This is a genomic window from Mycobacterium sp. IS-1496, from assembly GCF_001499995.1.
Taxonomy (GTDB): domain Bacteria; phylum Actinomycetota; class Actinomycetes; order Mycobacteriales; family Mycobacteriaceae; genus Mycobacterium.
The window spans coordinates 97,640-119,626 of record NZ_LQIU01000067.1 but is presented as its reverse complement, the minus strand read 5'-3'; the positions used below and the strand labels follow the sequence as shown (position 1 = coordinate 119,626).

Below are 21,987 nucleotides of genomic sequence, written 5' to 3'. Positions count from 1 at the left end.
GGACTACACGATGTTGTGCTGGTGCGCCCACGCCACGGCCGCCGCGCGCGAGGACACCTGCAGCTTGAGGTAGATGTTCGCCAGGTGCCGGCCGACGGTCTTCTCGCTGATGAACATCTGCTGCGCCAACTGGCGGTTACTCGCACCGTCGGCGGCGATCCGGCGCAGGATGTCGATCTCGCGTTTGGTGAGACCACCGGGCGGCCGGCCGCAGATCGCCGCCGGCTCGACGCCGAGATGGGCGTAGATGCTCTCCGCGGTGGCGGCGTCGGCGTCCGCGGTGGTGTGGTCGCCGAGCGCGCGGTGCGCCACCGCCATCCACTCGTACACCTCGGCCGTCTCGTAACGCGACTGCTGGGTGCGGTATTCGCGCAGCGCGACGCCCAGGCTGTCGAGCGCCTCGGCGTGCCGCCCGGCCTGGACGTGGACCGCGCCGCGCGCGTGGGCCGCCCACCCGCGGAAGCCGGCGGTGCCGAATTGTGCCGCACCATCCTCGAGTTCGCGACAGTACGAGTCGGCCTCCTCGAATTGCCCACGCGCCAGGGCGATCTCGACCGCGGCCCGCAGGAGACGCATCCGGTCGAGCCGGGCCGCGGAGGTCAGGGCCACCCGCAGATCGGCCCACGCGGCCTGACTCTGGCCCTGCCGGCAGCGCAGCAGCGCCTCGCCCGGCTGCGGGTCGACGCCCAGGGCGCGGGCCCTCGCGTACGCGGCGAACGCGCCGTCCGCGTCGCCCCGCAGCCGGCGCACCTCCCCCAGTTGATAGAAACCCTCGCCCGCCGCCCAGGAGTTGACGCTCTCGAGCGTCTGACTGGCGCCGGCCAACTGGGTCTCGAGGCTCTCGTAGTCGTCGGTCGCGGCACGCACCTGCAGCCGGTGCACGTCGCACACCCCGCCGTAGGTGTCCGAGCCCGCCACCGCACACCACCGTTCCATGGAGTGCACCCAGGCCCGCATCCGCGGCAGGTCGGCGACCTTGTGGCAGATGTGCAGCACGACGCAGTAGATGTCGCCGGCCCAGTCGATCGGCACGTCGTCGGCCAGCAGCGGCAGCATCACCTCGTCGAGAAGCCCGGCGGCGTGCGCCATCCGCCCGGCGTAGACCGCATCGATCGCCTCGGCGACCATCGCGAGCGCGGTCAGCGCGGGCACGTCGAGCCGGCCGCTCACCGCCCGCAGGTCCGTCACCGACCGGGTCAGGTTCTCGAAGTCGTCGCCGAGCACGGCGACCACCGCGTCGAGGTAGGCGAGATACCCGTGCGTCGGGCTCTCCGGAACGCCGTCGAGCAGTCGGCGGGCCCGGTTCATCCAGCCGGCGGCGATGTTGAGGTCGCCCCGGGTGAGCCACGCCAGCGCCAGCTCGACGGCCTTGCGCGCCGCCGCGTTCGGATCGCTGCGCACCAGCTGGGCGAAGACCCGCTCGGCGATGCGCACCGCTTCCTTCGCCTCGCCGATGCGCCAGGCCGCAACCGACAACGCGTCGAGGTCGTCCGTGCTCAGCCTCGCGACGGCGTTGGCCCGGGAGAAATCAGAGTAGGAACCGTGCCAGTCGCGGCGGGCATGGGCCGCGCGGGCCGTGGTCACCAGTTCGGTGTGGAGGTCGGTGGTCGTGGTGTTCATCTCGCTCGGTTCAACGGTAGAGCGGACACACCGGTTCAACCATGCGTTTGGCCGAGCCCGACAGGATTCGTTCCCACGCCCGAGGCACTAGGTTGTCAGGCATGAGTCAGACAGTGCGCGGGGTGATCTCCCGGTCCAAGCAGCAGCCCGTGGAAGTGGTTGACATCGTGGTTCCGGATCCCGGTCCGGGCGAGGTGGTGGTCGATGTCATCGCCTGCGGGGTGTGCCATACGGATCTGACCTACCGCGAGGGTGGGATCAACGACGAGTACCCGTTCCTGTTGGGCCATGAGGCGGCCGGGACGGTGGAATCGGTCGGCGAAGGGGTCACCAACGTCGTTCCGGGAGATTTCGTGATCCTGAACTGGCGGGCGGTGTGTGGGCAGTGCCGGGCCTGTAAGCGGGGCCGGCCGCATCTGTGTTTCGACACCCACAACGCCGCGCAGAAGATGACGCTGACCGACGGGACCGAGTTGACCCCCGCGTTGGGCATCGGGGCGTTCGCCGACAAGACCCTGGTCCACGAGGGGCAGTGCACGAAGGTCGATTCGGCCGCCGATCCGGCGGTGGCCGGGTTGTTGGGGTGCGGGGTGATGGCCGGGATCGGCGCGGCGATCAACACGGGCGCGGTGACCCGCGACGACACCGTCGCGGTGATCGGCTGCGGCGGGGTCGGGGACGCCGCGATCGCCGAGGCCGAGCTGGTGGGCGCCAAGACCATCATCGCGGTGGACACCGACGACCAGAAACTGCAGTGGGCGCGCGAGTTCGGCGCCACCCACACCATCAACGCCCGCACCGTCACCGACGTGGTGGAGGCCATCCAGGATCTGACCGATGGGTTCGGCACCGACGTGGTGATCGACGCGGTCGGCCGCCCGGAGACCTGGCGTCAGGCGTTCTACGCCCGCGACCTGGCCGGAACCGTTGTGCTGGTGGGGGTTCCGACCCCCGATATGCGGCTGGAGATGCCGCTGGTGGACTTCTTCTCCCGCGGCGGATCGCTGAAATCCAGTTGGTACGGCGACTGTCTGCCCGAACGCGACTTCCCGACCCTCATCTCGCTGTATCTGCAGGGCCGGTTGCCGTTGGACAAGTTCGTCTCCGAACGCATCGGCCTCGAGGGCATCGAGGACGCGTTCGACAAGATGCACCACGGACAGGTGCTGCGCTCGGTGGTGACCCTGTGACCGACACCAACATCGCCCGGGTGGTCACGCACGGCACCTTCGAACTCGACGGCGGCTCCTGGGAGGTCGACAACAACATCTGGATCGTCGGCGACGACAACGACGTGATCGTCTTCGACGCCGCCGACGACGCCGCCCCGATCGTGATGGCCGTCGGCGGCCGCAACGTCGTCGCGGTGATCTGCACCCACGGCCACAACGACCACATCACCGTCGCCCCCGAACTCGGCGAAGCCCTCGACGCCCCGGTGCTGCTGCACCCCGCCGACGAGATGCTCTGGCAGATGACCCACCCCGACTCGACGTTCCGCTCGGTCGAGGACGGCGCGACGCTGCGCGCGGGCGGGATCGAGGTGCGCGCGCTGCACACCCCCGGCCACTCCCCCGGCTCGGTGTGCTGGTACGCCCCGGAGCTGGGCGCGGTGTTCTCCGGCGACACCCTGTTCCAGGGCGGGCCCGGCGCCACCGGCCGCTCGTTCTCGGATTTCCCGACCATCCTGGAATCGATCTCGGGACGGCTGGGCGCCCTGCCCGGCAACACCGTCGTCTACACCGGCCACGGCGACACCACCACCGTCGGCGACGAGATCGTCCACTACGACGACTGGGTGGCCAGAGGCCACTAAGCCGACTGTGGTGGCCAGAGGCCACTGGATGACTGTGGTCGCCAGAGACCACCAGGACGACAGGACACTTACCCACCGAACCCGGCGCGCGACGACTACCGTCGACGGTGTCGTCCGCGTTCGAAGGAAGTCCGCTCGTGCCCGAGTCCAGCGTCGTGGTCCGTCCGCAGCCGATGGACAGCGCCTATTACACCGCCGGGTCGCGGCTGCAGGCGGCCGGCCTGCGCCCGGCGATCGCCCTGTTCGAGCAGGCCGCCAGGGTGGTGCCCCTGCCCGCACCGCCGCAGCCCATCGCGATCGCCGACTACGGCGCCGCGACGGGGCACAACTCCCTGTTGCCGATCTGCGCGGCGATCGCGGTGCTGCGCACCAGGACCACCGCCGAACATTCGGTGCTGGTGGCGCACACCGACGTGCCCGACAACGACTTCACCGCGATGTTCCGGACGTTGACCGACGACCCCGATTCGTATCTGCTCAAGGATGCGGCGTCGTTCGCGTCGGCGGTCGGCCGCTCGTTCTACTCGCAGATCCTGCCGTCCAACAGCGTGACCCTGGGCTGGAGCTCGTATGCGATCCAGTGGTTGAGCCGGGTGCCCGCCCCGGTGCCGGACCACCTGCAGGTCGCCCACTCGGCCGAGGAGTCGCTGCGCACCGCGTACGCGCGCCAGGCCGCCCACGACTGGCACGAGTTCATCGCGTTTCGCGGCCGCGAACTGTGTCCGGGTGGGCGTCTGGTGGTGATGACCATGGGCATCGGCGAGGACGGCGAGTACGGGTACCGGCCGCTGCTGGCGGCGTTGAACGACGCGCTGAGCGAGCTGGCCGGGACGGGGTTGGTCCGCGAGGACGAGCTGCGGCGCATGACCATCCCTACCGTGAGCAGGCGCGCCGCGGATTTCGTGGCGCCGTTCGCCCCGTCGGGCCGCTTCGAGCGTTTGGAGATCGAGCACCTCGAGATCTTCGACGGTGAGGACAGGTTCTTCGCCCAGTACCGAAAGGACAAGGACGCCAGCGCATTCGGCGCCAACTGGGGGCAGTTCGCGCGGGCGTCGGTGTTCCCCACCATGGTCGGCGCCCTCGACGGCGGCCGTGACGATCCGCGTGCGGCGCAGTTCCTCGACCGGCTCGAGGCCGGCATCGCCGCCCGGTTGGCCGCCGCCCCGGAGCAGACGCAGATCCCGCTGGCCCATCTGGTGCTGCACAAGCGGCCGAAGTCCCGCTGATCAGCCGGCGACGCGCTCCCGGAACGTGTTGCGGTAGCTCGTCGGTGCGACGCCGGTGAGCCGTCGGAACTGTTCGCGGAAGTTCGCCGGCGAGGTGAACCCGACCTGGCGGCCGATGCGTTCGACACCGTGATCGGTGGTCTCCAGAAGCTGCTGGGCGTGCCGGACCCGCACTCCTGTCACCCACTGCATCGGGGTCTGCGCGGTCTCCGCTTGGAAGCGCCGGTTGAGCGTGCGCACGCTCATCGACGCGTACTGCGCGATGTCGGCGAGCGTGAGGTCCCGGTGGGCGTGCTCCTCGAGCCAGACCAGCACGCCGTCGAGTCCGGCGCGCTCGGCGAGCGGTCCGCCGGCCGCCCGGTTGCGCAGGATGAACTGCGCCTGGCCGCCGCTGCGGTGCAGAGGCGCGACCGCCATGCGCGCGGAGTCCGCGGCCACCGCCGCACCGTGGTCGCGCGCCACCATGTGCAGGCACAGGTCCAGACCGGCCGAGGCGCCCGCCGAGGTGAGCACCTGTCCCTCGTCGACGTAGAGCACGTCCGGGTCGAGGTCGACGGTCGGGAACGCGGCCCGGAACGCGTCGGCGGCCAGCCAGTGGGTGGTGGCGCGCCTGCCGTCGAGCAGACCGGCCGCGGCCATCATGAAGGCGCCGGTGCAGATCGACGCGATCCGCGTGCCCGCCGAGTGCGCCGCCCGCAGCGCCTCCAGCACCGCGGCGGGGGCTTCGGCAGCGGGGTCGTTGCAGCCGGGCACCACGATCGTGTCGGCGCCGGCCAGGGCGTCGATGCCGTGGTCGGCGCCGATACGCAGCGGCCCCGCCTCGACCTGCGGCGCGGTGGCGCACACCCGCACGTCGTAACCCCTTGTCCCGTCGGCTTTTCGGGCCCGTCCGAACACCTCGACGGCGGTGGCCAGGTCGAAGGCGATGGTGTCCGGCACTGCCAGGACCGCGACGGTGTGCATGCGGCACGATAGCAGTCGGTTTGGCAAGATGTCGGCGCAGTATGGCGATCTGGTCACTATCGGGGGTGCGGCATCGCGGGCACGCTGATCGGCATGGATGCCCAGATCGTGCTGTTCGACGGGTTCGACCCGCTCGACGTCATCGCGCCCTTCGAAGTCCTCGTCGCCGGCAGCGACGCCGTCGGCGGCGACCTGGCCGTGGAACTCGTCTCCGCGGAGGGACCCCGCCCGGTGACCAGCGGCAGCCGTGGGCTGGTGCTTCAGGCGACGGGCGGCCTCGATCCCCACCGGCCGGGTTTCGTGATCGTGCCCGGCGCGGCGGGACCGATCGAGGGCGATCCCGACGAGGGTGTCGAGACGATCCCGGTTCTGTTGGCCCGCTTCGCCGAGACGGTGGCGATGCCGCTCATCCGCCGGGCCATGGCCGATCCGGAGGTCACGGTGGCCACGGTCTGCGGCGGTTCCCTCGCCCTGGCCATGGCCGGTCTGCTCGAAGGCAGGTTCGCCGTCACGCACCATCTCGGGATGGACCTGCTCGAGGCGACGGGTGCCCACGCCGTACCCGCCCGGGTGGTCGACGACGGCGACCTGGTCACCGCCGCGGGCGTGACCTCGGGGCTGGACCTCGCGCTTCACCTGCTCGACCGCACCTACGGCCCGAAGATCGCCGCCGCGGTCGAGACGCTGTTCGCCTACGAGCGCCGCGGCACCGTGTGGAGCAACCGCGGCCAGGTCCCGGTGACGGTGTGACGAACCTCGCCGGGCAGTGGAATGTGCGGATCAAGACCCCGATCGGAACTCTGTCCACCACATACGAATTCGTCACCGACGGGGATGCGTTGCGTGGCAGCGCAACGTCGAAGGACGAGACGGTCCCCCTGCACGGCATCACCGTCACCGACGAACCGGACGGCCGGCGGGTGCGGTGGCGCCAGTCGGTGACCAGGCCGATGCGGCTGCACCTCGACTTCGACGTGCTCGTCGCCGGCGACCGGATGACCGGCCACTCGCGGGCCGGGAGGCTGCCTCGCTCGGCCGTGACCGGCGTGCGCCGCGGCGGCTAACCGCCGAACCCGGGCGGCGCGGGCACGAACGGCAGCCCCGGGATCGTCGTGTACGGCAACGTCGGGATCACCGGTGGCGGCTGCGTCGTGGGCGGCGGCGGTGGCGGTGCCTCCGTCGTGGCCGGCGGGGGTGGCGGTGGCGGCGGTTCCTCCGGCGGCGGAGGTGGCGCCTCGGAGGGTGGCGGCGGCGGCGCCTCGGTTCCCGCCGGCGGCGGTGCCTCCTGCACGACGGTGCCGGGCGCGGGTGCCTGCGGGGCCGGACTGTCGGCGGGCGGTGGCGCAGCGGGCGCCGGGGCGGGCGCCTCGGTCGTCGCGGTGGTGGTGGTCGTGTCCGTCGTCGCGGGGGTGTCGCCGTCGTCGCGGTTGACCAGGAGCACCGCCACGGCGAGCGCCGCGAGCACTGCGGCCGCCCCGATCGCCAGCGCCACCGGAGGCCGCCGGTACCACGGCACCGCGGCGGGCCGGTCGTCCGCGGCGGACTCGGGTGCGCCGAACATCAACCGTGGCCGCACCTCCCCTGGATCGGCGGCCTCGTAGGACGTGGGTGCGATGTCGGGGATGTCCTCGGCGTCGGACCACGCCAGCGCGCCGAACGTGGTGGACTCCGGATTGTCGCCGATGACCGGGGCGGCAGCGGTCGCCGGTGCGACGGCGGCCGCGGCGAGCGCGGTGCGGTCGTCGTCGGGTCCCCGCACGGCGGTCAGCCCCGCACCGATCGCGGCCGACAGTTCGGGGCGCGGGGTGGTGATCACCGGGACGCGGAAGTTCTCCGACAGCGCGGTCGTGACGATCGGTATCCGCGCGCCGCCGCCTGCGGTGGCGACCGCGGCCAGGTCGGCAGGCCGCGCACCGCTCCGTTCGATGGTGCTGCGCAGCACCTCGACGAACTCGGCGAGCGGGCCGCGCACCACGTCGTCGAGTTCGGTGCGGGTGATCCGCACCTCGCCTGCGCCTCCGGGCAGATCGGCACTCAACGCGGTCACCGTGTCGGTCGACAGGCGCTCCTTGGCGGCGCGGCACTGGCCGCGCAGCCGGGTCAGCGAGCCGATGGCCGAGGTTCCGGTCAGATCCGCCGAGCCCGGCACGCCGGCGAGGACGTGCGTCAGCAGTGCCTGGTCGATCAGGTCACCGGACAGGTCGAGGTGCCGGACGGTCGGCGCGACCGGTCGATAACCGTCGGCCGCGTCGACGACGGTGAGGCTGGTCCCGGAACCGCCGAAGTCGCAGAGCGCGATCAGTCCGCGGGTGGGCAGTCCCGGCTCGGTCTGCAAGGCGGTCAGCGTGGCCTGCGCGTCCGGGAGGACGGGGGTGGCCGGGCCGAACTCGGCGGTCTCGGCCAGGGCGGCACGTAGCGCGTCGACGGATCCGGCGTGCCAGTGCGCCGGGTGGGTCACCGCGACGGGGGCCCCGGTCTCGCGGCCGCGGGGCAGGGCGTGCAGCAGGGCCCGCAGCGCATCGGCCATCACCTTCTCGCCGCGGTGGCTGGTGCCGTCGGCGGCGAGGATGCCGACCGGGTCACCGACGCGGTCGACGAAGCCGGTGATGACCAGACCGCGCTCGTCGAGGCGGGGGTTCTCGCTCGGCACGCCCACCTCGGGCGGCCGGTGCGGATACAGCGTCAGCACAGGTGAGCGCCGCACGGCCGCGCGGTCCACGACCACTGCGGTCAGTGCCGTCGCGCCGATCGACAGCCCGGTCCCATCAGTCATGTCAGCGAATTGTGCCCGCTCCGGCGATCAGCGGTAAATCGAGTGCCGTGACCCACCCCGGCCGGAGGTCGTTGACCGCGGGCACCGCGTTGAGCGCCCGCATGCCCGTGGCCAGGCAGCCCGCCGCGGCGGCGTCGCGTCCCGAGCCGTCGGTGAACCGGAACGCGGTCTCCTGAACGATGCTGGGGGTCCCGTCGATCTCGACGCGGTAGACGTCGTCCTGGGTGCCCGAGGGCCAGTCGGGTGCGGCGTCGGCCCCGATGCGGTTGACGTGTTCGAGCTGGATGCGCGTCTCACCGCGGTAGACCCCGTTGATGGTGAACCGGACGGCGGCGACGTTACCCGCCTCGATCAGGCCCTTGGCGCTCGCGCGGTCGGTCGGGGTCACCCACTTGTCGTAGGTGGTGGTGATCTCGTCGAGCATGATGCCTGCCGCATGGGCGATCATGGGAACGGTTGCGCCCCAGGCGAACACGAGGATGTCCGGGGTTTCGAGCAGCGCCCGGTGCTCCGGCGGCCTGCCGATGCCCATCTCGTTCTCGTAATCGCCGGTGTAGTGGGTGTAGTCCAGTATCTCGGCGGCGCGGACGCGCTTGACCTCGGCGCACACCCCCATCAGCGTCATCGGGAGGAGGTCGTTGGCGAACCCGGGGTCGATGCCGGTGGTGAAGCACGACGATTCGCCGAGTTCGCACGCCTCGGTCACCGGCACGATCCACGCCGGGGGGTTGAGGTGCATGGTCGGCCACACCCACGGCGTCATGGCCGTCGAGCAGACGTCGATGCCGGCGCGCAGGAAGCGGGTGATCAGCGCGATGTTGGCGTCGGCGTGTGCGGCGGTCGGCCCGAAGTGCACCAGGGCGTCGGGTCGGAGCGCGATGAGCGCGTCGACGTCGTCGGTGGCGGTCACGCCGAGTTCGTGGCCGAGCCCGCAGATCTCCCCCGCGTCGCGGCCGACCTTGTCCGGGTTGCTCACCCCGACGCCGACGAGTTCGAACAGCGGATGCCGGTCGATCTCGGCGATCACCATCGAGCCGACGAAACCCGTGCCCCACACGACGACCCGTTTGGACATGCGTTCACCATAGGGTGAGTCCATGACGAATGCGGGCGAAGGGCGATTGACCGGACGGCGGGCGCTGGTGACCGGCGGATCGCGCGGGATCGGCGCGGAGATCGTGCGACGACTGGCCTTCGACGGCGCGGCCGTCGCGTTCACGTACGGGTCCTCGGTGACCGATGCCGACAAGGTGGTGGTCGACGTCTCCCGCGGCGGCGGCCGGGTGCTGCCGATCCGCGCGGACAGTTCCGACGCCGGGCAGATCGCCTCGGCGGTCGACGAGACGGTCACCCGCCTCGGCGGGCTGGACATCCTGGTCAACAACGCGGGTGTGGCGCGGGCAGGCGCCGTCGAGTCGTTTCCGCTCGAGCAGTTCGACCACCTGGTGGCGGTCAACGTGCGCGGGGTGTTCGTGGCGATCCAGTGCGCGGTACCGCACCTCGGCGACGGCGGGCGCATCATCAACATCGGCAGCATCAACGCCGAGCGGGTGCCGTCGCCCGGGCTGTCGGTGTACTCGATGACCAAAGCCGCGGTGGCCGGCCTCACCCGCGGCCTGGCCCGCGAACTGGGGCCGCGCGGCATCACGATCAACAACGTGCAGCCCGGCCCGATCGCGACGGACATGAATCCCGCTGAGGGCGAGTTCGCCGACGCGGCAAAGCCGTTCATCGCCGTCGGACACTACGGGCACACCGCCGACGTGGCGGGCGTGGTGAGCTACCTTGCGGGGCCGGACACCGGCTACATCACCGGCGCCAACTGGAACGTCGACGGCGGGTTCACCGCTTAGAAGCAGCGCCGCAGGCCGCCCGGCTCGCAGATCAGCGGATACTTGTCCACCGGGATCGGCAACGGTTCCTTGAACGCCAGGGTGAACGGCGTCTTGATCATCGTCGCCGGGAGTTGGCCGTTGCAGCCCGGCACGTGGCTGTCGGTGCGGATCCCGCTCATGGTCTCGGTGTTGAACTCGATCGTCTGGACGACCTGCAGTGGACTGCCGTCCGAGCAGATCACCCCGTCGGCGATGGTGGTGTCGTAGGTCCACACGCCGTTGGTGAGGACGGCGTCGCCACTCTTGACGCCGGGGAACGACGTCACATGCAACCGGCAGGCGACCGGCAGGTACAGCGGTTCGCGCAGATCGCCGACGGTGGGCACGCACGAGGGGTGGATGTCCCAGTCGCCGGTGAGGCCGTCCTGCTGGGTGTAGGTGTAGACCCCCTGCAGCACCTGCTGTTCGGCCTGCGCCGGTCCGGCGACGCCGACGGCGACGCCGAGCGCCAGGACCGCGGCGGCAATCAGTCGCGAGATGGTGGTCATCGGGGTCAGTATGGCAGTCCGTCTCCCCCGAAGTCACCGGTTCGCCGCTTCGGCGTTTGCGGCGACGACCGGGTGGGGTAAGAAGCGTGGAGGTGCCCGGTTGATCTTGAGGTGGTCGTGATGCGGCGTGACGCGGTGCGGGCTGCCTGCCTGGCGCTCACCGTGGCGCTGCTGCTCGCGGTCACCGGCTGTTCCACCGGCGAACGCGTCGACCTCGGAGACGCCGCCTCCGGCAACCTGGTCGCCGCGATCGCGGGCGAACCCGACCAACTGGACCCGCACAAGACCAGCGCGTACTTCTCGTTCGAGGTGCTCGAGAACGTCTTCGACACCCTGGTGGAACCCGACGCCGACCTCGAGATGCGCCCGGCGCTCGCCGAACGCTGGGAGGTCAGCCCCGATCAGTTGGTGTGGACGTTCCACCTGCGGCGAGGGGTCACGTTTCACGACGGGTCGCCGTTCACCGCCGAGGACGTCGTCTACTCCTACCGCCGCATCATCGACGAGGAACTGACCAACGTCGACAAGTTCAGCGCCGTCACCGACGTCACCGCCGCCGACCCGGCGACCGTGCGCATCACCGTCGACAAACCCACCCCCAACCTGCTGACGAACCTCGGCGGCTTCAAGGGAATGGCCATCGTGTCGCGGGCCAACGTCGAGAGCGGACGCATCGCCACCCATCCCGTCGGCACCGGGCCGTTCTCGTTCGCCGGCGCCACCAGCGGCGACTCGATCACCCTGCGCGCGAACCCCACGTACTGGGGCGGCGGTCCACGGATCTCGGGCGTGACGTTCCGCTTCATCTCCGAACCGTCGACGGCGTTGTCGGCTCTGCAGGCCGGAGAGGTCGACTGGACCGATTCGGTTCCCCCACAGCGTGTCTCGCAGCTGCGCGACGACGAATCCCTGCGCCTGGCCGTCACCCCGAGCAACGACTACTGGTATCTGGCGCTCAACGAGGCCCGTGCGCCGTGGAACGACGTGCGGGTGCGCCAGGCGATCGCCTACGGTATCGACCGCGAGGCGATCGTCGCGGCCACGAGCTACGGCACCGCGGCCCGCAACCAACTCGCGATCCCCGACGGAAACCCCTGGTACACCCCGTACGACCGCTACTCCTTCGACACCGACAAGGCGAACAGCCTGCTGGCCGAGGCGAAGGTGGAACCGGGAAACCTCGACATGCTGGTCACCAGCGAGTACCCGGAGACGGTCACCGCCGCGCAGATCATCGCCGACAACCTCGCCCCGCTCGGGATCACGGTCGACATCCGCACCGTGGACTTCGCCACCTGGCTCGACGAGCAGAACAACGGCAACTTCGACATGCTGATGATGGGCTGGCTGGGCAACATCGACCCCGACGACTTCTACTACGCCCAGCACCACACGAACGGCACCAGCAACGCGCAGAAGTTCTCCGATCCGGTGGTGGACCGACTGCTCGACGCGGGCCGTGTCGAGACCGACCGCGACCGGCGCCGCGCCGTCTACGCCGAGGCCGCCACCCGCATCGCCGACGAGGTCAGCTACATCTATCTCTACAACCCGTCGGTCATCCAGGCCTGGACACCGGCGCTGTCGGGATACGAGGCGCGCCGTGACGGCGCCGTCCGGTTCCGCGGCGCCGCCCTCGGTGAGGACGAATCCTCGTGACCGCGTGGCTCACCCACCCCGTCGCACGCTTCCTGGCCCGACGGATCGCCTACTCGCTGGTGGTGCTGATCGGCGTGCTGGTCGTGGTGTTCGCGCTCGTGCAGTTGGTGCCCGGCGACCCCGTGCGCATCGCGCTCGGGACCCGGTACACCCCGGAGGCCTACGAGGCGCTGCGGTCGGCGAGCGGCCTGGACCGCCCGTTGATCGTGCAGTTCTTCAGCTATCTGGGCAACGCGCTCACCGGTGACCTCGGGGTGAGTTTCCGCAACGGTGACCCCGTCACCGCCACCCTGCTCGACCGGTTGCCTGCCACGGTGTCCCTCGGGTTGGTGGGCATCGTGTTCGCGTTGCTCATCGCGGTGCCCGCAGGCATCTGGGCGGCGCTGCGCGAAGGCCGCGTCAGCGATGCGATCGTGCGGGTCAGCAGTCAGTTCGGCGTCTCGGTCCCGGATTTCTGGCTCGGGATCCTGCTGATCGCGCTGTTCTCGTCCACCCTGGGCTGGCTGCCGACGTCGGGGTACCGGCCCCTGTTCGACGACCCGGGCGGCTGGCTGCGGCACATCATCCTGCCGGGGCTGACGGTCGGGCTGGTCGCCGCGGCCATCATGACCCGCTACATCCGGTCCGCGGTGCTGGAGGTGGCGTCGATGGGATATGTGCGCACCGCCCGGTCGAAAGGCCTTGCGCCGCGGGTGGTCACGCTGCGGCACACGGTGCGCAACGCGCTGATCCCGGTGCTCACCATAACCGGCATCCAGCTGGCCACGATCCTCGGCGGCGTCATCGTCGTCGAGGTCGTGTTCGCCTGGCCCGGCCTGGGCCGGCTCGTCTACAACGCCGTCGCCGCCCGCGACTACCCCGTCATCCAGGGCGCGGTGCTGCTGATGGCGGCGCTGTTCCTGCTCATCAACCTCATCGTCGACGTGCTGTACGCGGTCGCCGACCCGAGGATCCGGCTGTCATGACCGCCCCCGCCGAACAGACCCGCATCGCCTCGTGGCGGTTGCTGCTCGGCAACCCCGTCACGGTGGTCAGCGCGGTGATCCTCGCGGTCGTCGTCGTCGTCGCGCTGTTCGCACAGTGGTTGATCCCCTACGGCGTCAACGACATCGACGTGCCGAACGCCCTGCAGTCGCCCAGCGGCGCGCACTGGTTCGGCACCGACGAACTCGGCCGCGACGTCTTCTCCCGCGTGCTGGTCGCCATCCAGGCGTCGATGCGGGTGTCGGTGGTCAGCGTGGCGTTCGCGGTCGTCGTCGGGGTCACGGTGGGTGTGGTCGCCGGATACCGCGGCGGGTGGCTCGACACCGTGCTGATGCGCATCGTCGACGTGATGTTCGCGTTCCCGGTGCTGCTGCTCGCGCTGGCGGTGGTGGCGATCCTCGGGCCGGGCGTGACGACGACGATCCTCGCGATCGGCATCGTGTTCACCCCGATCTTCGCCCGCGTGGCCAGGGCGAGCACGCTGTCGGTGCGGGTCGAACCCTATGTGGCGGTGTCGCGGACGATGGGCACCGGACACCTCTACATCCTCACGCGCCACGTGTTGCCGAACATCTCGGGACCGCTGATCGTGCAGACGTCGCTGTCGCTGGCGTTCGCGATCCTGTCGGAGGCGGCGCTGTCGTTCCTCGGCCTGGGCATCCAGCCGCCCCAGCCGTCACTGGGCCGGATGATCTTCGACTCGCAGGGCTTCGTCACGCTGGCGTGGTGGATGGCGGTGTTCCCCGGCGCGGCGATATTCGTCATCGTCCTGGCGTTCAACCTGCTCGGCGACGGGCTGCGCGATGTGTTGGATCCCAAGCAGCGCACGATGATCGAGGCACGGAGAAAGCGATGACCGGTCCAGTTCTGGAGGTCACCGATCTGGGGGTGCGGATCGGGCGGCGCGACATCGTGCGCGGGGTGTCGTTCACCGTCGAGCGGGACAAGACGCTGGGCATCGTCGGCGAGTCGGGGTCCGGTAAGTCGATGACGGTGCTGGCGGCGACGGGTCTGCTGGACGCCCCCGGCGCGTCGGTCAGCGGGTCGAGCCGGCTCGGCGGGCAGACTCCGACGGAACTCATCGGCGCGTCGGCGCGAACCCTGCGCGGCGTCCACGGTGGCCGCATCGGCTTCGTGTTCCAGGACCCCGGCACATCGCTGAACCCGCTGCTGACACTGGAACGTCAGATCACCGAATCGCTCGAGGCGCACCGGAACATGACCCGCAGACAGGCCCGGGACCGCGCCCTGGAACTGCTGACCGCAGTAGGGCTGCCCGAGGCCGAACGCCGCCTGGACTCCTACCCGCACCAACTGTCGGGCGGGCAGCGCCAGCGGGTGATGATCGCGATCGCCCTGGCGTGTGACCCGGAACTGTTGATCGCCGACGAGCCGACCACGGCGCTCGACGTCACCACGCAGGCCCAGATCATCGATCTGGTCCGGGATCTGCAGCGCGACTTCGGGACCGCGGTCGTGTGGATCAGCCACGACCTGGGGGTGATCGGACAGGTCGCCGACGACGTCACGGTCCTGCAGAACGGCCTGGCGGTGGAGCACGCACCGGTGCTCGACGTCTTCGACCGCCCCCAGCACGTCTACACCCGCGAACTCTTGGCGGCTCGGCCCATGGTCGGCGGCGACGGTCCACCGCCGGCCGACCCGGACGCCCCCGTCCTGCTCGAGGTCGACGGTCTCGACGTCCGCTTCGACGTGTCCGGTCCGACCGGTCGCTCGACCGTGCATGCGGTGCGGGATCTCTCGTTGCGCATCCGTCGGGGCAGCACGCTCGGCCTGGTCGGTGAGTCCGGGTCCGGGAAGTCGACCGTCGCCGCCGCCCTGACGGGTCTGGTCGCACCCCGGGCCGGGGCCGCGACCCTCGACGGCGCCGACGTGCTCGCCGTACGGGGCGCCGAGGAGAAGAAGCTCCGGCGCCGGATCAGCCTGGTGTTCCAGGATCCGTTCTCCTCGTTGAACTCTCGCATGCGGGTGGGTACGGCGATCGGCGAACCGCTGTCGGTACACAAGCTCGTCGACGGGCGGGCCGCCCGCCGGGCGCGCGTCGCCGAACTGCTCGACCTCGTCGGCCTACCCGCCGACTTCGCATCCCGGTACCCGCACGAACTGTCCGGCGGCCAGCGCCAGCGGGTGAGCATCGCCCGCGCGCTGGCGACCGAACCCGACCTGCTCATCCTCGACGAATCGACTGCCTCGCTTGACGTCTCGGTGCAGTCGAAGGTGCTCGACCTGCTGGCCCGGTTGCAGCGCGACCTCGGGCTGACCTATCTGTTCATCGGCCACGACCTCGCGGTCATCCAGCGGATGAGCCACGACGTGCTGGTGATGGCCGACGGCGCCGCGGTCGAGCACCGGCCCGCGGCCGATCTGTTCGCCGCACCCGAGCAGCCCTACACCCGCGACCTGCTGGCGGCCGTACCTCCCGCCCGGCCGCGCGCCTCCGCGTGAGAGGGTCATCTCCCATGGCACAGCTGAGCGGCAAGGTGGCGTTGGTGACGGGCGCGTCGTCGGGGTTGGGCGCGGCCACGGCGAAACTGTTCGCCGAGCGCGGCGCGACCGTGTTCGGGATCTCCCGGGACGCCGACCGGATGGCGTCGGTGTTCGCCGACGTACCCGGCGGGGCGTACGCGTCGGTCGACATCACCTCCCCCGCGGCCTGCCGCAGCGCCGTCGACGACTGCGTCGAGAGGTTCGGCAGGCTCGACGTGCTGGCGAATGTCGCCGGCTACCACCAGATGCGGCACACGACGACGATGTCCGATGCGGACTGGGACCACGACCTCGCCGTCAACCTCAACGGCCCGTACTTCCTGTGCCGCGCCGCGTTGCCGCACCTGCTCGAGACCGGCGGCAGCATCGTCAACGTGGCATCCATCGCCGGTGTGGAGGGTGAGGTGTACTCGGCGGGCTACTGTGCGGCCAAGCACGGACTGGTCGGCCTGACGCGGGCGCTGGCCATCGAGTTCACCGCGGACCGGTTGCGGGTCAACGCCGTCTGCCCCGGCGGGATGGTGACCCCGCAGACGACGGACTTCGCCGCACCGGAGCAGGCGGACTGGAACCTGATCATGCGGATCGCCGCGCCCCGCGGGATGATGGACGTCACCGACGTCGCCAAGACCATCGCCTTTCTGGCCAGCGATGACGCCTCGGCGGTGCACGGTGCGGTGTATGTGGTGGACAACGGGAAGACGGCGGGATGACGCGACGACGGCCGGCTGTGGTGCGATCCAGGGCGACCCGCGCGAGCGCGGGGGTCGTCCGGTCTGTGGCGACCGTCAACAGCGCCGGCGTCTCAGCCTCCGTGGGCACCGTCAACAGCGCCGGCGTCTCGGCCTCGCTGGGCACCGTCAACAGCGCCGGGGTGACCGGGTCGGTCGCCACCGCCTCCAGCGCGGCGGTGGCCGGGAGTGCGCTGACCGCGCTGTCGTTCGCGATGAGCGCGTGCCTGGCCTGTGTGGGGTGTTTCGCGTGCGCCAGGTGCGTCGCCTGCATCGGATGCGCGAGGTGCTCGAATTGTGTTGGCTGCGTTGGGTGTTACAACTGCTCCGGGCTGCGCAACGCGGTCGGCCTGCGCGATGTGCACATCTAGCCGAGTGTGGTGTGCATCAGCAGGGTGCTGTAGTCCGACCACCGTGACAGCGTGAAGTACAGGTCGTTGCCCTTCGACCAGGGGTGGATGTACGGGGCGTAGATGCCGCCCGGCATGGCGGCCGACGTGACGATCTTCTTGGCCGAACTCCACGGACCCTCGGGCTTGTCGGCGGTGCGCATCACGACGTCGCTCACCGTGTTGGTGTAGAGCATGACGAACTTCTTCAGGTGGTCGTTCCACGCCACCGACATCTCACTTCCCGGGGCCCACACCACTTGGATGGCGAGGAACGGAAAGCCCCGCAGCCAGCCGAAGGGCGTGTAGTACTCGTAGGCCGATTTGTCGGCGACCGCGTTCTCGCTGACGCGGGACAGGAACGGCATGCCGCCACGACCGGCGCCGGTGCCGTAGGCGTAGACGTAGCCGTTGTGGCGCAGGTACGCGCCCATCTGGAAGTTCTGGTCGCCCCACACGAACTGCACCCCGGGCACGGTGTTGAACCAGCTGGGCCGAATGCTGGTGCGCGGCACCGTCCACGTCTCGCCGTTGTCGTCGGAGACCGCGACGGCCGAGAAGTTCGTCGACCACTGCCCCGGCGCGCCCCACTGACTGACCGACATGAAGTTGACGTACTGCCGCGTGCCGACGGATATGCCTGCGGTGGGGATGACGGTGACCTCGGTGGCCGCGAGGTTGAGGCTCTGGATCACCTGGCGGGAGAAGCTCGGCCGGTCGGCGTTGACCGGTGAGCCGCCGAACCTGTCGCCGGCCACCGGATTGGTGACCACCATCCCGTTCGACAGGTCCGTGGTGGCACTGCGGAACAGGGTGTTCTTCCGCCATTCCTGGTCCTGCAGGCTGCAATTGCCGAAGGTGTCGCCGAACGCGACCAGCACCTGACGCTGCGCGCCGGAGTGTCCGTTGTCCCAGAGGATGCCGAGATCGGCACCCGAGATGCCGAAGCGCGGGTAGGACGACGAGTCCGGGCCGGCGACCGTGTCGACGACGGTCGCACCCGATGCGGCGGGCGCCGCGGCCGCGCGCGCCTCGGTGTCGGGTGCGACCGCGGCGTCGGACTGCGCGGCCTCGGCGGCGGTGGTCTTCGGCGCGGGTTTCCGACCGATCGGCAGGTGCAGGATGGGGAACTTCGGGACGGTGAACCCCGGGTTGGCGCTGCGGGCCGACGGCGCCGCGACGGGGACCGAACAGGGGTCGGCTGCCGCTGGGGGGCTCGTCGCGATCGGCACCACCAGCGACGCCATAGTCGTCGACGCCACGGTCAGCACCGCCAGTCGTCGCATGGCCGACATGTCACACCTTTCGGGCCGAGATACCCGTGTGACAGTAGTGGCCTCTGAGGTTTACCGAACGCGTCGGCGAACGAACCGCAACGGCTTCGTGATCGATCCGAGATGGTTTGCCAGTGCGAACTGACGCCTACGTCAGCGCAGCACGCGACGATTCGCCGCGCGCTTTATTTGTTTGCGCAAAGGGTGATCAGCTGGCTGCCCGGCCCAGCAGCATCTGCGGCGTGCCCTGCGTTCCGTCGAGCTGGCGGGCGAACTGGTCGCGGGCGGCGAGCACCACATTCTGCAGGCGTGCCACGTGGGCGGACTGCCCCCCGACCGCGGCGGCCGCGTCGGCCACCTCGTCGATCGCCTGCCAGGTCTGCGCGCTCAGCGGGGTGAGGGGCTGCAGATGCGCGCTGCGGGCGCCGGTGCGGATGGCTTCACACAACCAATGTTCAAAGTTAATTCGAAGGGTTTCCTCAGGGAATTCATTGGTATACATGTTCGCTGTCCTCCGCACGCCAAGCTGTTTAGGCTGTTCACAGCTTCGCGTCTGATCTTACCCTGCTTTGCAACTCTGTAATCCTCCGGATCAGGTGGACGGGCGGGAGTGGCCCAGGCCACATCCACGTGTGGTTCCGCGACGAGCGGGAATGCTGCCCCCGGCACCTACTGAGGGGATTACATGACTGAGAACAACAAGTCCGACCAGGCCCGCAAAGGCCTCATCGACTCGGTCAAGGGCAAGGCGAAGGAAGTCGTCGGCGCTGTGACCGGGAACGATTCGCTGACCGCCGAGGGGCAGCTCGAGCAGACCCAGGCCAAGGAGCGGAAGGCCGCCAACGCCGAAGAGGCGGTCGCCGAGGCCGAGGCCGAGCAGGCACGTCAGGAAGTGGTGGAGGCACGGCAGGAGGGTGCGCAGGAGCGCGCCGCCGTGAACGCCGAGACCGCGGCCGCCGAGAGCGCCGCACGCGCCGACCAGGCCGCACAGAAGCGGCAGGCCGAGCAGGCGGCAGCGCAGCGCGCGGCCCGTGACGCGGCGCAGGCCGAGACCGAAGCCCAGCGCAAGGCCGAGCAGGCCGACGCCGAAGCGCGCGCCGAGAAGGCCGAGGCCACCGCCGAGGTCGCCGACGCCGCCGGACAGCGCAACGACTCGATCAAGGTCGCCGCCGACGCGAAGGCCGAAGCCGAGCGCATTCGGCGGGAAGCCGACGAATTGACCGCCGACGCCGACGTTCCCGAACAGCGATAGAGAAGCCAGGAGTAATCGATGAAGATCACCGACGTCCCATTCGCCGTGCTGCGACTCCAGTACCAGGTCGCCCGCTTTCCGCTGCAGGTCATCGAGGACCGGGTCGTGGCCCGCCTCGACTCCGAGGCACCGGCGCGGCTGTTCTACGAACGCTCACTGGGCATGCTCGACCTCGCTGTCGGCAATGCCCTGAGCGCCCCCGATGTCGAGCAGCGCGGCGCGGCGCTGCTCGAACGCAGTGAGGCGCTACGCCGGGCGGCCCAGCTCGACGCGACGGCCACCGAGGTGCAGAACCAGGCCGAGGCGGAGCTCGAATCGACCCGCGAGCAGGCCGCGCGCGAGAAGCAGCAGGCCGAGCAGGATCGCGAGCGCGAGATCTCCGAAGCCCGCCAGACGGCTGCCGAGCGTAAGCAGAACGCCGCGCAGAACGCGCAGAAGAAGGCCGCCGACGCCAAGGAGCAGGCCGATCGGGTCGCCGCGCAGCGCGTGAAGTCGGCCGAGGCCGCCCGCCGTCAGGAGGAGGCCGTGATCTCGGCCACCGAGAAGAGCGTCGAGAAGGTCGCTCAGGCCAAGCTCGACGACGCCGCCGACAAGGCGGGCAGCGCTGCCGCCAAGCGGACTCAGGCCGACCGCGTCGAGGACCTCGCGGATACCGAGAAGGAGAAGCGCCAGCAGGAGCGCGCGGCGAAGAACGGGAACTGACCCGGCTCTACCCCGCGTAGTACTCCAGTACGCGCTCTGATGTATCGGCCCGGCCGTTGCTCACGATGGTGAGCCGGTCGGGCCGAACTTCGTAGCGGGCACCTCCGGACGGGTCGACGACGTCATAGCCGCCGCCGGCGGGCTTCGCATCCTGCAGTTCGATGGTGGCGCCGTCGCTGAGCCGTTCGCCGCGGTAGTAGTACTCGTCGTCGTCGTCGCTGCGGCACACGATGGCCAGGGACTGCGCGGTGCGCACCATCGCCGCCGGGGACCCGCCGGACTCGCACCGGGCGTAGTGGCCGACGAAGCCCTGCCCGTCGGCGCCGGACACACCGGCCGGGGCGGTGGCCGACGTCGACGGGGTGGTGCTCGTCGTGGTCGACGGCGTGGTGGTCGTCGACGACGTGGTGGTCTCGCTGGTGGTCGTCGGAACGCTCTCGTCGTACGGGGCGGTCGGGGTCAGCGTCGTGCGGGCCGTCGGCGTGCTGTCCTGCCCGTTGAACGCGAGGAGCGCGGCCAGCACCGCGGCCACTCCGAACATCACGATGATCGCGGCGATCAACACCACCTGCGCGGTGTTCTTCTTCGCGGGCGGTTTGGCCGCGGCCCGCGGTGGCGCGGGCGGATACGGGGTGAAGCCGGTGGCGGCGGGGTTGGGGAACACCGACGAGAACTGTCGTGTCCCGGCCGGAGCCGGTGCGACGGCACCGCCGGCCGCACCAGCGGGCGCTGCGGGCAGCGTCGCCGCCGCGGTCGCCGCCTTGGCCAGGTCGCCCGCCGTGGGGAACCTGTCCTCGGGCTGTTTGGCCATCCCGCGGGCGATGACGTCGTCGTACGCGCGGCTGATCCCCCGGCGCATGATGCTCGGCCGCGGCGGCGGCGCGAACATGTGGGCGCTCATGAGTTGCTGCAGTTCCCGGGTCTCGAACGGCGGCCTCCCGGTGAGGCACTCGTAGAGCAGGCACGTCAGCGAGTACACGTCGGCGGGCGGGCCGACGGGCCCGCCGCTGAACCGCTCCGGCGCCATGTACGCCGACGACCCGACGATCATTCCTGTCGACGTGACGCCCGGATCGCCGCCGGTGTGGGCGATCCCGAAGTCCACCAGATAGGCGAAGTCGTCCGGGTTGAGCAGGACGTTCTCCGGTTTGATGTCGCGGTGCACGAGTCCGTCGGCGTGCGCGGCGTCGAGCGCCGCGGCGACCTGGGCGATGATCGAGGACGCCCGTTTGGCGTCGAGGGGGCCACTGGCCTGCAGGACGTCCTTGAGGCTGGCCCCTTCCACCAGGCGCATGTCGATGTAGAGGACACCGCCGATGTCACCGAAGTCGTGCACCGGGATGACGTGCGGTTCCTGCAGCCGGGCCGCGACCCGCGATTCGCGGCGGAAGCGCTCCTGGAAACTCGGGTCGGCGGCCATCTCCGCGCGCAGAAGTTTCAGCGCGACCGTGCGGCCTTTGACCGTGTCATAGGCGCGGTAGACCTCGCCCATCCCGCCGACTCCGATCAGGGACCGGAGTTCGTACGGGCCGAACCGGGTACCGAGCCGCGAGCCGCCGTGCGGGGTGGCCATCAGAAGTGAGTCCTTTCAGTCCGTCCCGACCGTACCGGCTCCCCCCTTGCGCCGGATCAGGTGACATCAGTGTTCCCGCTCGGCCCCTGACGGATTCGTGGCACATCCCACAGCCTGGCGCGAGACCGAAAGGG

At 70.3% G+C, this 21,987-nt stretch carries 22 protein-coding genes; 14 read left to right on the top strand and 8 right to left on the bottom strand.

The window, feature by feature from the left end:
• Positions 1 to 3: 3 nt before the first annotated feature.
• Complete coding sequence (locus AU195_RS23125; protein WP_059161344.1) at positions 4 to 1,620, bottom strand: LuxR C-terminal-related transcriptional regulator; 1,617 nt, start codon at positions 1,618 to 1,620, stop codon at positions 4 to 6.
• A 101-nt stretch (positions 1,621 to 1,721) separates the two neighbouring features.
• Here AU195_RS23125 and AU195_RS23120 point away from each other — a divergent pair, with 101 nt between their 5' ends.
• The 3 genes from AU195_RS23120 to AU195_RS23110 all read left to right on the top strand — a co-directional run bounded on the left by AU195_RS23120 (position 1,722) and on the right by AU195_RS23110 (position 4,662).
• Complete coding sequence (locus AU195_RS23120) at positions 1,722 to 2,810, top strand: S-(hydroxymethyl)mycothiol dehydrogenase (protein ID WP_059161343.1); 1,089 nt, start codon at positions 1,722 to 1,724, stop codon at positions 2,808 to 2,810.
• A gap of 11 nt (positions 2,811 to 2,821) precedes the next feature.
• Complete coding sequence (locus tag AU195_RS23115; RefSeq protein WP_172800694.1) at positions 2,822 to 3,436, top strand: MBL fold metallo-hydrolase; 615 nt, start codon at positions 2,822 to 2,824, stop codon at positions 3,434 to 3,436.
• Between the two features lie 137 nt (positions 3,437 to 3,573).
• Positions 3,574 to 4,662 carry a class I SAM-dependent methyltransferase gene (locus AU195_RS23110; protein WP_059161410.1) on the top strand — a complete coding sequence of 363 codons (1,089 nt, stop codon included), beginning with the start codon at positions 3,574 to 3,576 and terminating at the stop codon, positions 4,660 to 4,662.
• Here the strand turns inward: AU195_RS23110 and AU195_RS23105 are convergent, their stop codons facing one another.
• Positions 4,663 to 5,625, bottom strand: coding sequence for a GlxA family transcriptional regulator (locus tag AU195_RS23105; protein ID WP_059161341.1), 963 nt, complete (start codon positions 5,623 to 5,625; stop codon positions 4,663 to 4,665).
• 93 nt (positions 5,626 to 5,718) lie between these two features.
• Between AU195_RS23105 and AU195_RS23100 the strand changes: the two genes are divergently transcribed.
• Entirely contained in the window at positions 5,719 to 6,375 is a 657-nt protein-coding gene (locus tag AU195_RS23100) for a DJ-1/PfpI family protein (RefSeq protein WP_059161340.1), read from the top strand.
• Complete coding sequence (locus AU195_RS23095; RefSeq protein ID WP_059161339.1) at positions 6,372 to 6,689, top strand: hypothetical protein; 318 nt, start codon at positions 6,372 to 6,374, stop codon at positions 6,687 to 6,689. Before AU195_RS23100 ends, AU195_RS23095 begins: the two co-directional genes overlap by 4 nt.
• Here the strand turns inward: AU195_RS23095 and AU195_RS23090 are convergent.
• Entirely contained in the window at positions 6,686 to 8,398 is a 1,713-nt protein-coding gene (locus AU195_RS23090) for an Hsp70 family protein (protein WP_059161338.1), read from the bottom strand. The genes AU195_RS23095 and AU195_RS23090 overlap by 4 nt on opposite strands.
• A 1-nt stretch (position 8,399) precedes the next feature.
• Positions 8,400 to 9,473 (bottom strand): NAD(P)H-dependent amine dehydrogenase family protein, encoded by a 1,074-nt coding sequence (locus AU195_RS23085; RefSeq protein ID WP_059161409.1) that lies wholly within the window; start codon positions 9,471 to 9,473, stop codon positions 8,400 to 8,402.
• A gap of 22 nt (positions 9,474 to 9,495) precedes the next feature.
• On the opposite strand from AU195_RS23085, the gene AU195_RS23080 reads away from it, so the two are divergent.
• Positions 9,496 to 10,251, top strand: coding sequence for a 3-oxoacyl-ACP reductase family protein (locus AU195_RS23080; RefSeq protein WP_059161337.1), 756 nt, complete (start codon positions 9,496 to 9,498; stop codon positions 10,249 to 10,251).
• Here the strand turns inward: AU195_RS23080 and AU195_RS23075 are convergent.
• Positions 10,248 to 10,781, bottom strand: coding sequence for a hypothetical protein (locus tag AU195_RS23075; protein ID WP_059161336.1), 534 nt, complete (start codon positions 10,779 to 10,781; stop codon positions 10,248 to 10,250). The two genes, AU195_RS23080 and AU195_RS23075, sit on opposite strands and share 4 nt — an antisense overlap.
• 120 nt (positions 10,782 to 10,901) lie before the next feature.
• Between AU195_RS23075 and AU195_RS23070 the strand changes: the two genes are divergently transcribed.
• The 6 genes from AU195_RS23070 to AU195_RS23045 all read left to right on the top strand — a co-directional run bounded on the left by AU195_RS23070 (position 10,902) and on the right by AU195_RS23045 (position 17,034).
• Positions 10,902 to 12,440 (top strand): ABC transporter substrate-binding protein, encoded by a 1,539-nt coding sequence (locus AU195_RS23070; protein ID WP_059161408.1) that lies wholly within the window; start codon positions 10,902 to 10,904, stop codon positions 12,438 to 12,440.
• Positions 12,437 to 13,405, top strand: coding sequence for an ABC transporter permease (locus tag AU195_RS23065; protein WP_059161335.1), 969 nt, complete (start codon positions 12,437 to 12,439; stop codon positions 13,403 to 13,405). Before AU195_RS23070 ends, AU195_RS23065 begins: the two co-directional genes overlap by 4 nt.
• Positions 13,402 to 14,280, top strand: a complete 879-nt coding sequence (locus tag AU195_RS23060) for an ABC transporter permease (RefSeq protein ID WP_059161334.1) — start codon at positions 13,402 to 13,404, stop codon at positions 14,278 to 14,280. The genes AU195_RS23065 and AU195_RS23060 overlap by 4 nt, the downstream gene beginning before the upstream one ends.
• Positions 14,277 to 15,890 (top strand): dipeptide ABC transporter ATP-binding protein, encoded by a 1,614-nt coding sequence (locus AU195_RS23055; protein WP_059161333.1) that lies wholly within the window; start codon positions 14,277 to 14,279, stop codon positions 15,888 to 15,890. Before AU195_RS23060 ends, AU195_RS23055 begins: the two co-directional genes overlap by 4 nt.
• Positions 15,891 to 15,904: 14 nt before the next feature.
• Entirely contained in the window at positions 15,905 to 16,645 is a 741-nt protein-coding gene (locus tag AU195_RS23050; RefSeq protein WP_059161332.1) for an SDR family NAD(P)-dependent oxidoreductase, read from the top strand.
• Between the two features lie 65 nt (positions 16,646 to 16,710).
• Positions 16,711 to 17,034: a hypothetical protein gene (locus AU195_RS23045; RefSeq protein WP_286149461.1), complete on the top strand. Its 324-nt coding sequence runs from the start codon at positions 16,711 to 16,713 to the stop codon at positions 17,032 to 17,034.
• On the opposite strand, the gene AU195_RS23040 is transcribed toward AU195_RS23045, so the two are convergent.
• Together AU195_RS23040 and AU195_RS23035 are read right to left on the bottom strand one after the other, a co-directional pair.
• Positions 17,031 to 18,347, bottom strand: a complete 1,317-nt coding sequence (locus AU195_RS23040; protein ID WP_059161330.1) for a glycoside hydrolase family 183 protein — start codon at positions 18,345 to 18,347, stop codon at positions 17,031 to 17,033. The genes AU195_RS23045 and AU195_RS23040 overlap by 4 nt on opposite strands.
• Positions 18,348 to 18,534: 187 nt before the next feature.
• Entirely contained in the window at positions 18,535 to 18,774 is a 240-nt protein-coding gene (locus AU195_RS23035; protein ID WP_286149460.1) for a hypothetical protein, read from the bottom strand.
• A 237-nt stretch (positions 18,775 to 19,011) separates the two neighbouring features.
• Here AU195_RS23035 and AU195_RS23030 point away from each other — a divergent pair, with 237 nt between their 5' ends.
• Together AU195_RS23030 and AU195_RS23025 are read left to right on the top strand one after the other, a co-directional pair.
• Positions 19,012 to 19,578 (top strand): CsbD family protein, encoded by a 567-nt coding sequence (locus tag AU195_RS23030; RefSeq protein ID WP_059161328.1) that lies wholly within the window; start codon positions 19,012 to 19,014, stop codon positions 19,576 to 19,578.
• A gap of 18 nt (positions 19,579 to 19,596) precedes the next feature.
• Entirely contained in the window at positions 19,597 to 20,280 is a 684-nt protein-coding gene (locus AU195_RS23025; RefSeq protein ID WP_059161327.1) for a hypothetical protein, read from the top strand.
• Between the two features lie 7 nt (positions 20,281 to 20,287).
• Here the strand turns inward: AU195_RS23025 and AU195_RS23020 are convergent, their stop codons facing one another.
• Positions 20,288 to 21,853 carry a serine/threonine-protein kinase gene (locus AU195_RS23020; protein ID WP_059161326.1) on the bottom strand — a complete coding sequence of 522 codons (1,566 nt, stop codon included), beginning with the start codon at positions 21,851 to 21,853 and terminating at the stop codon, positions 20,288 to 20,290.
• Positions 21,854 to 21,987: the final 134 nt, after the last annotated feature.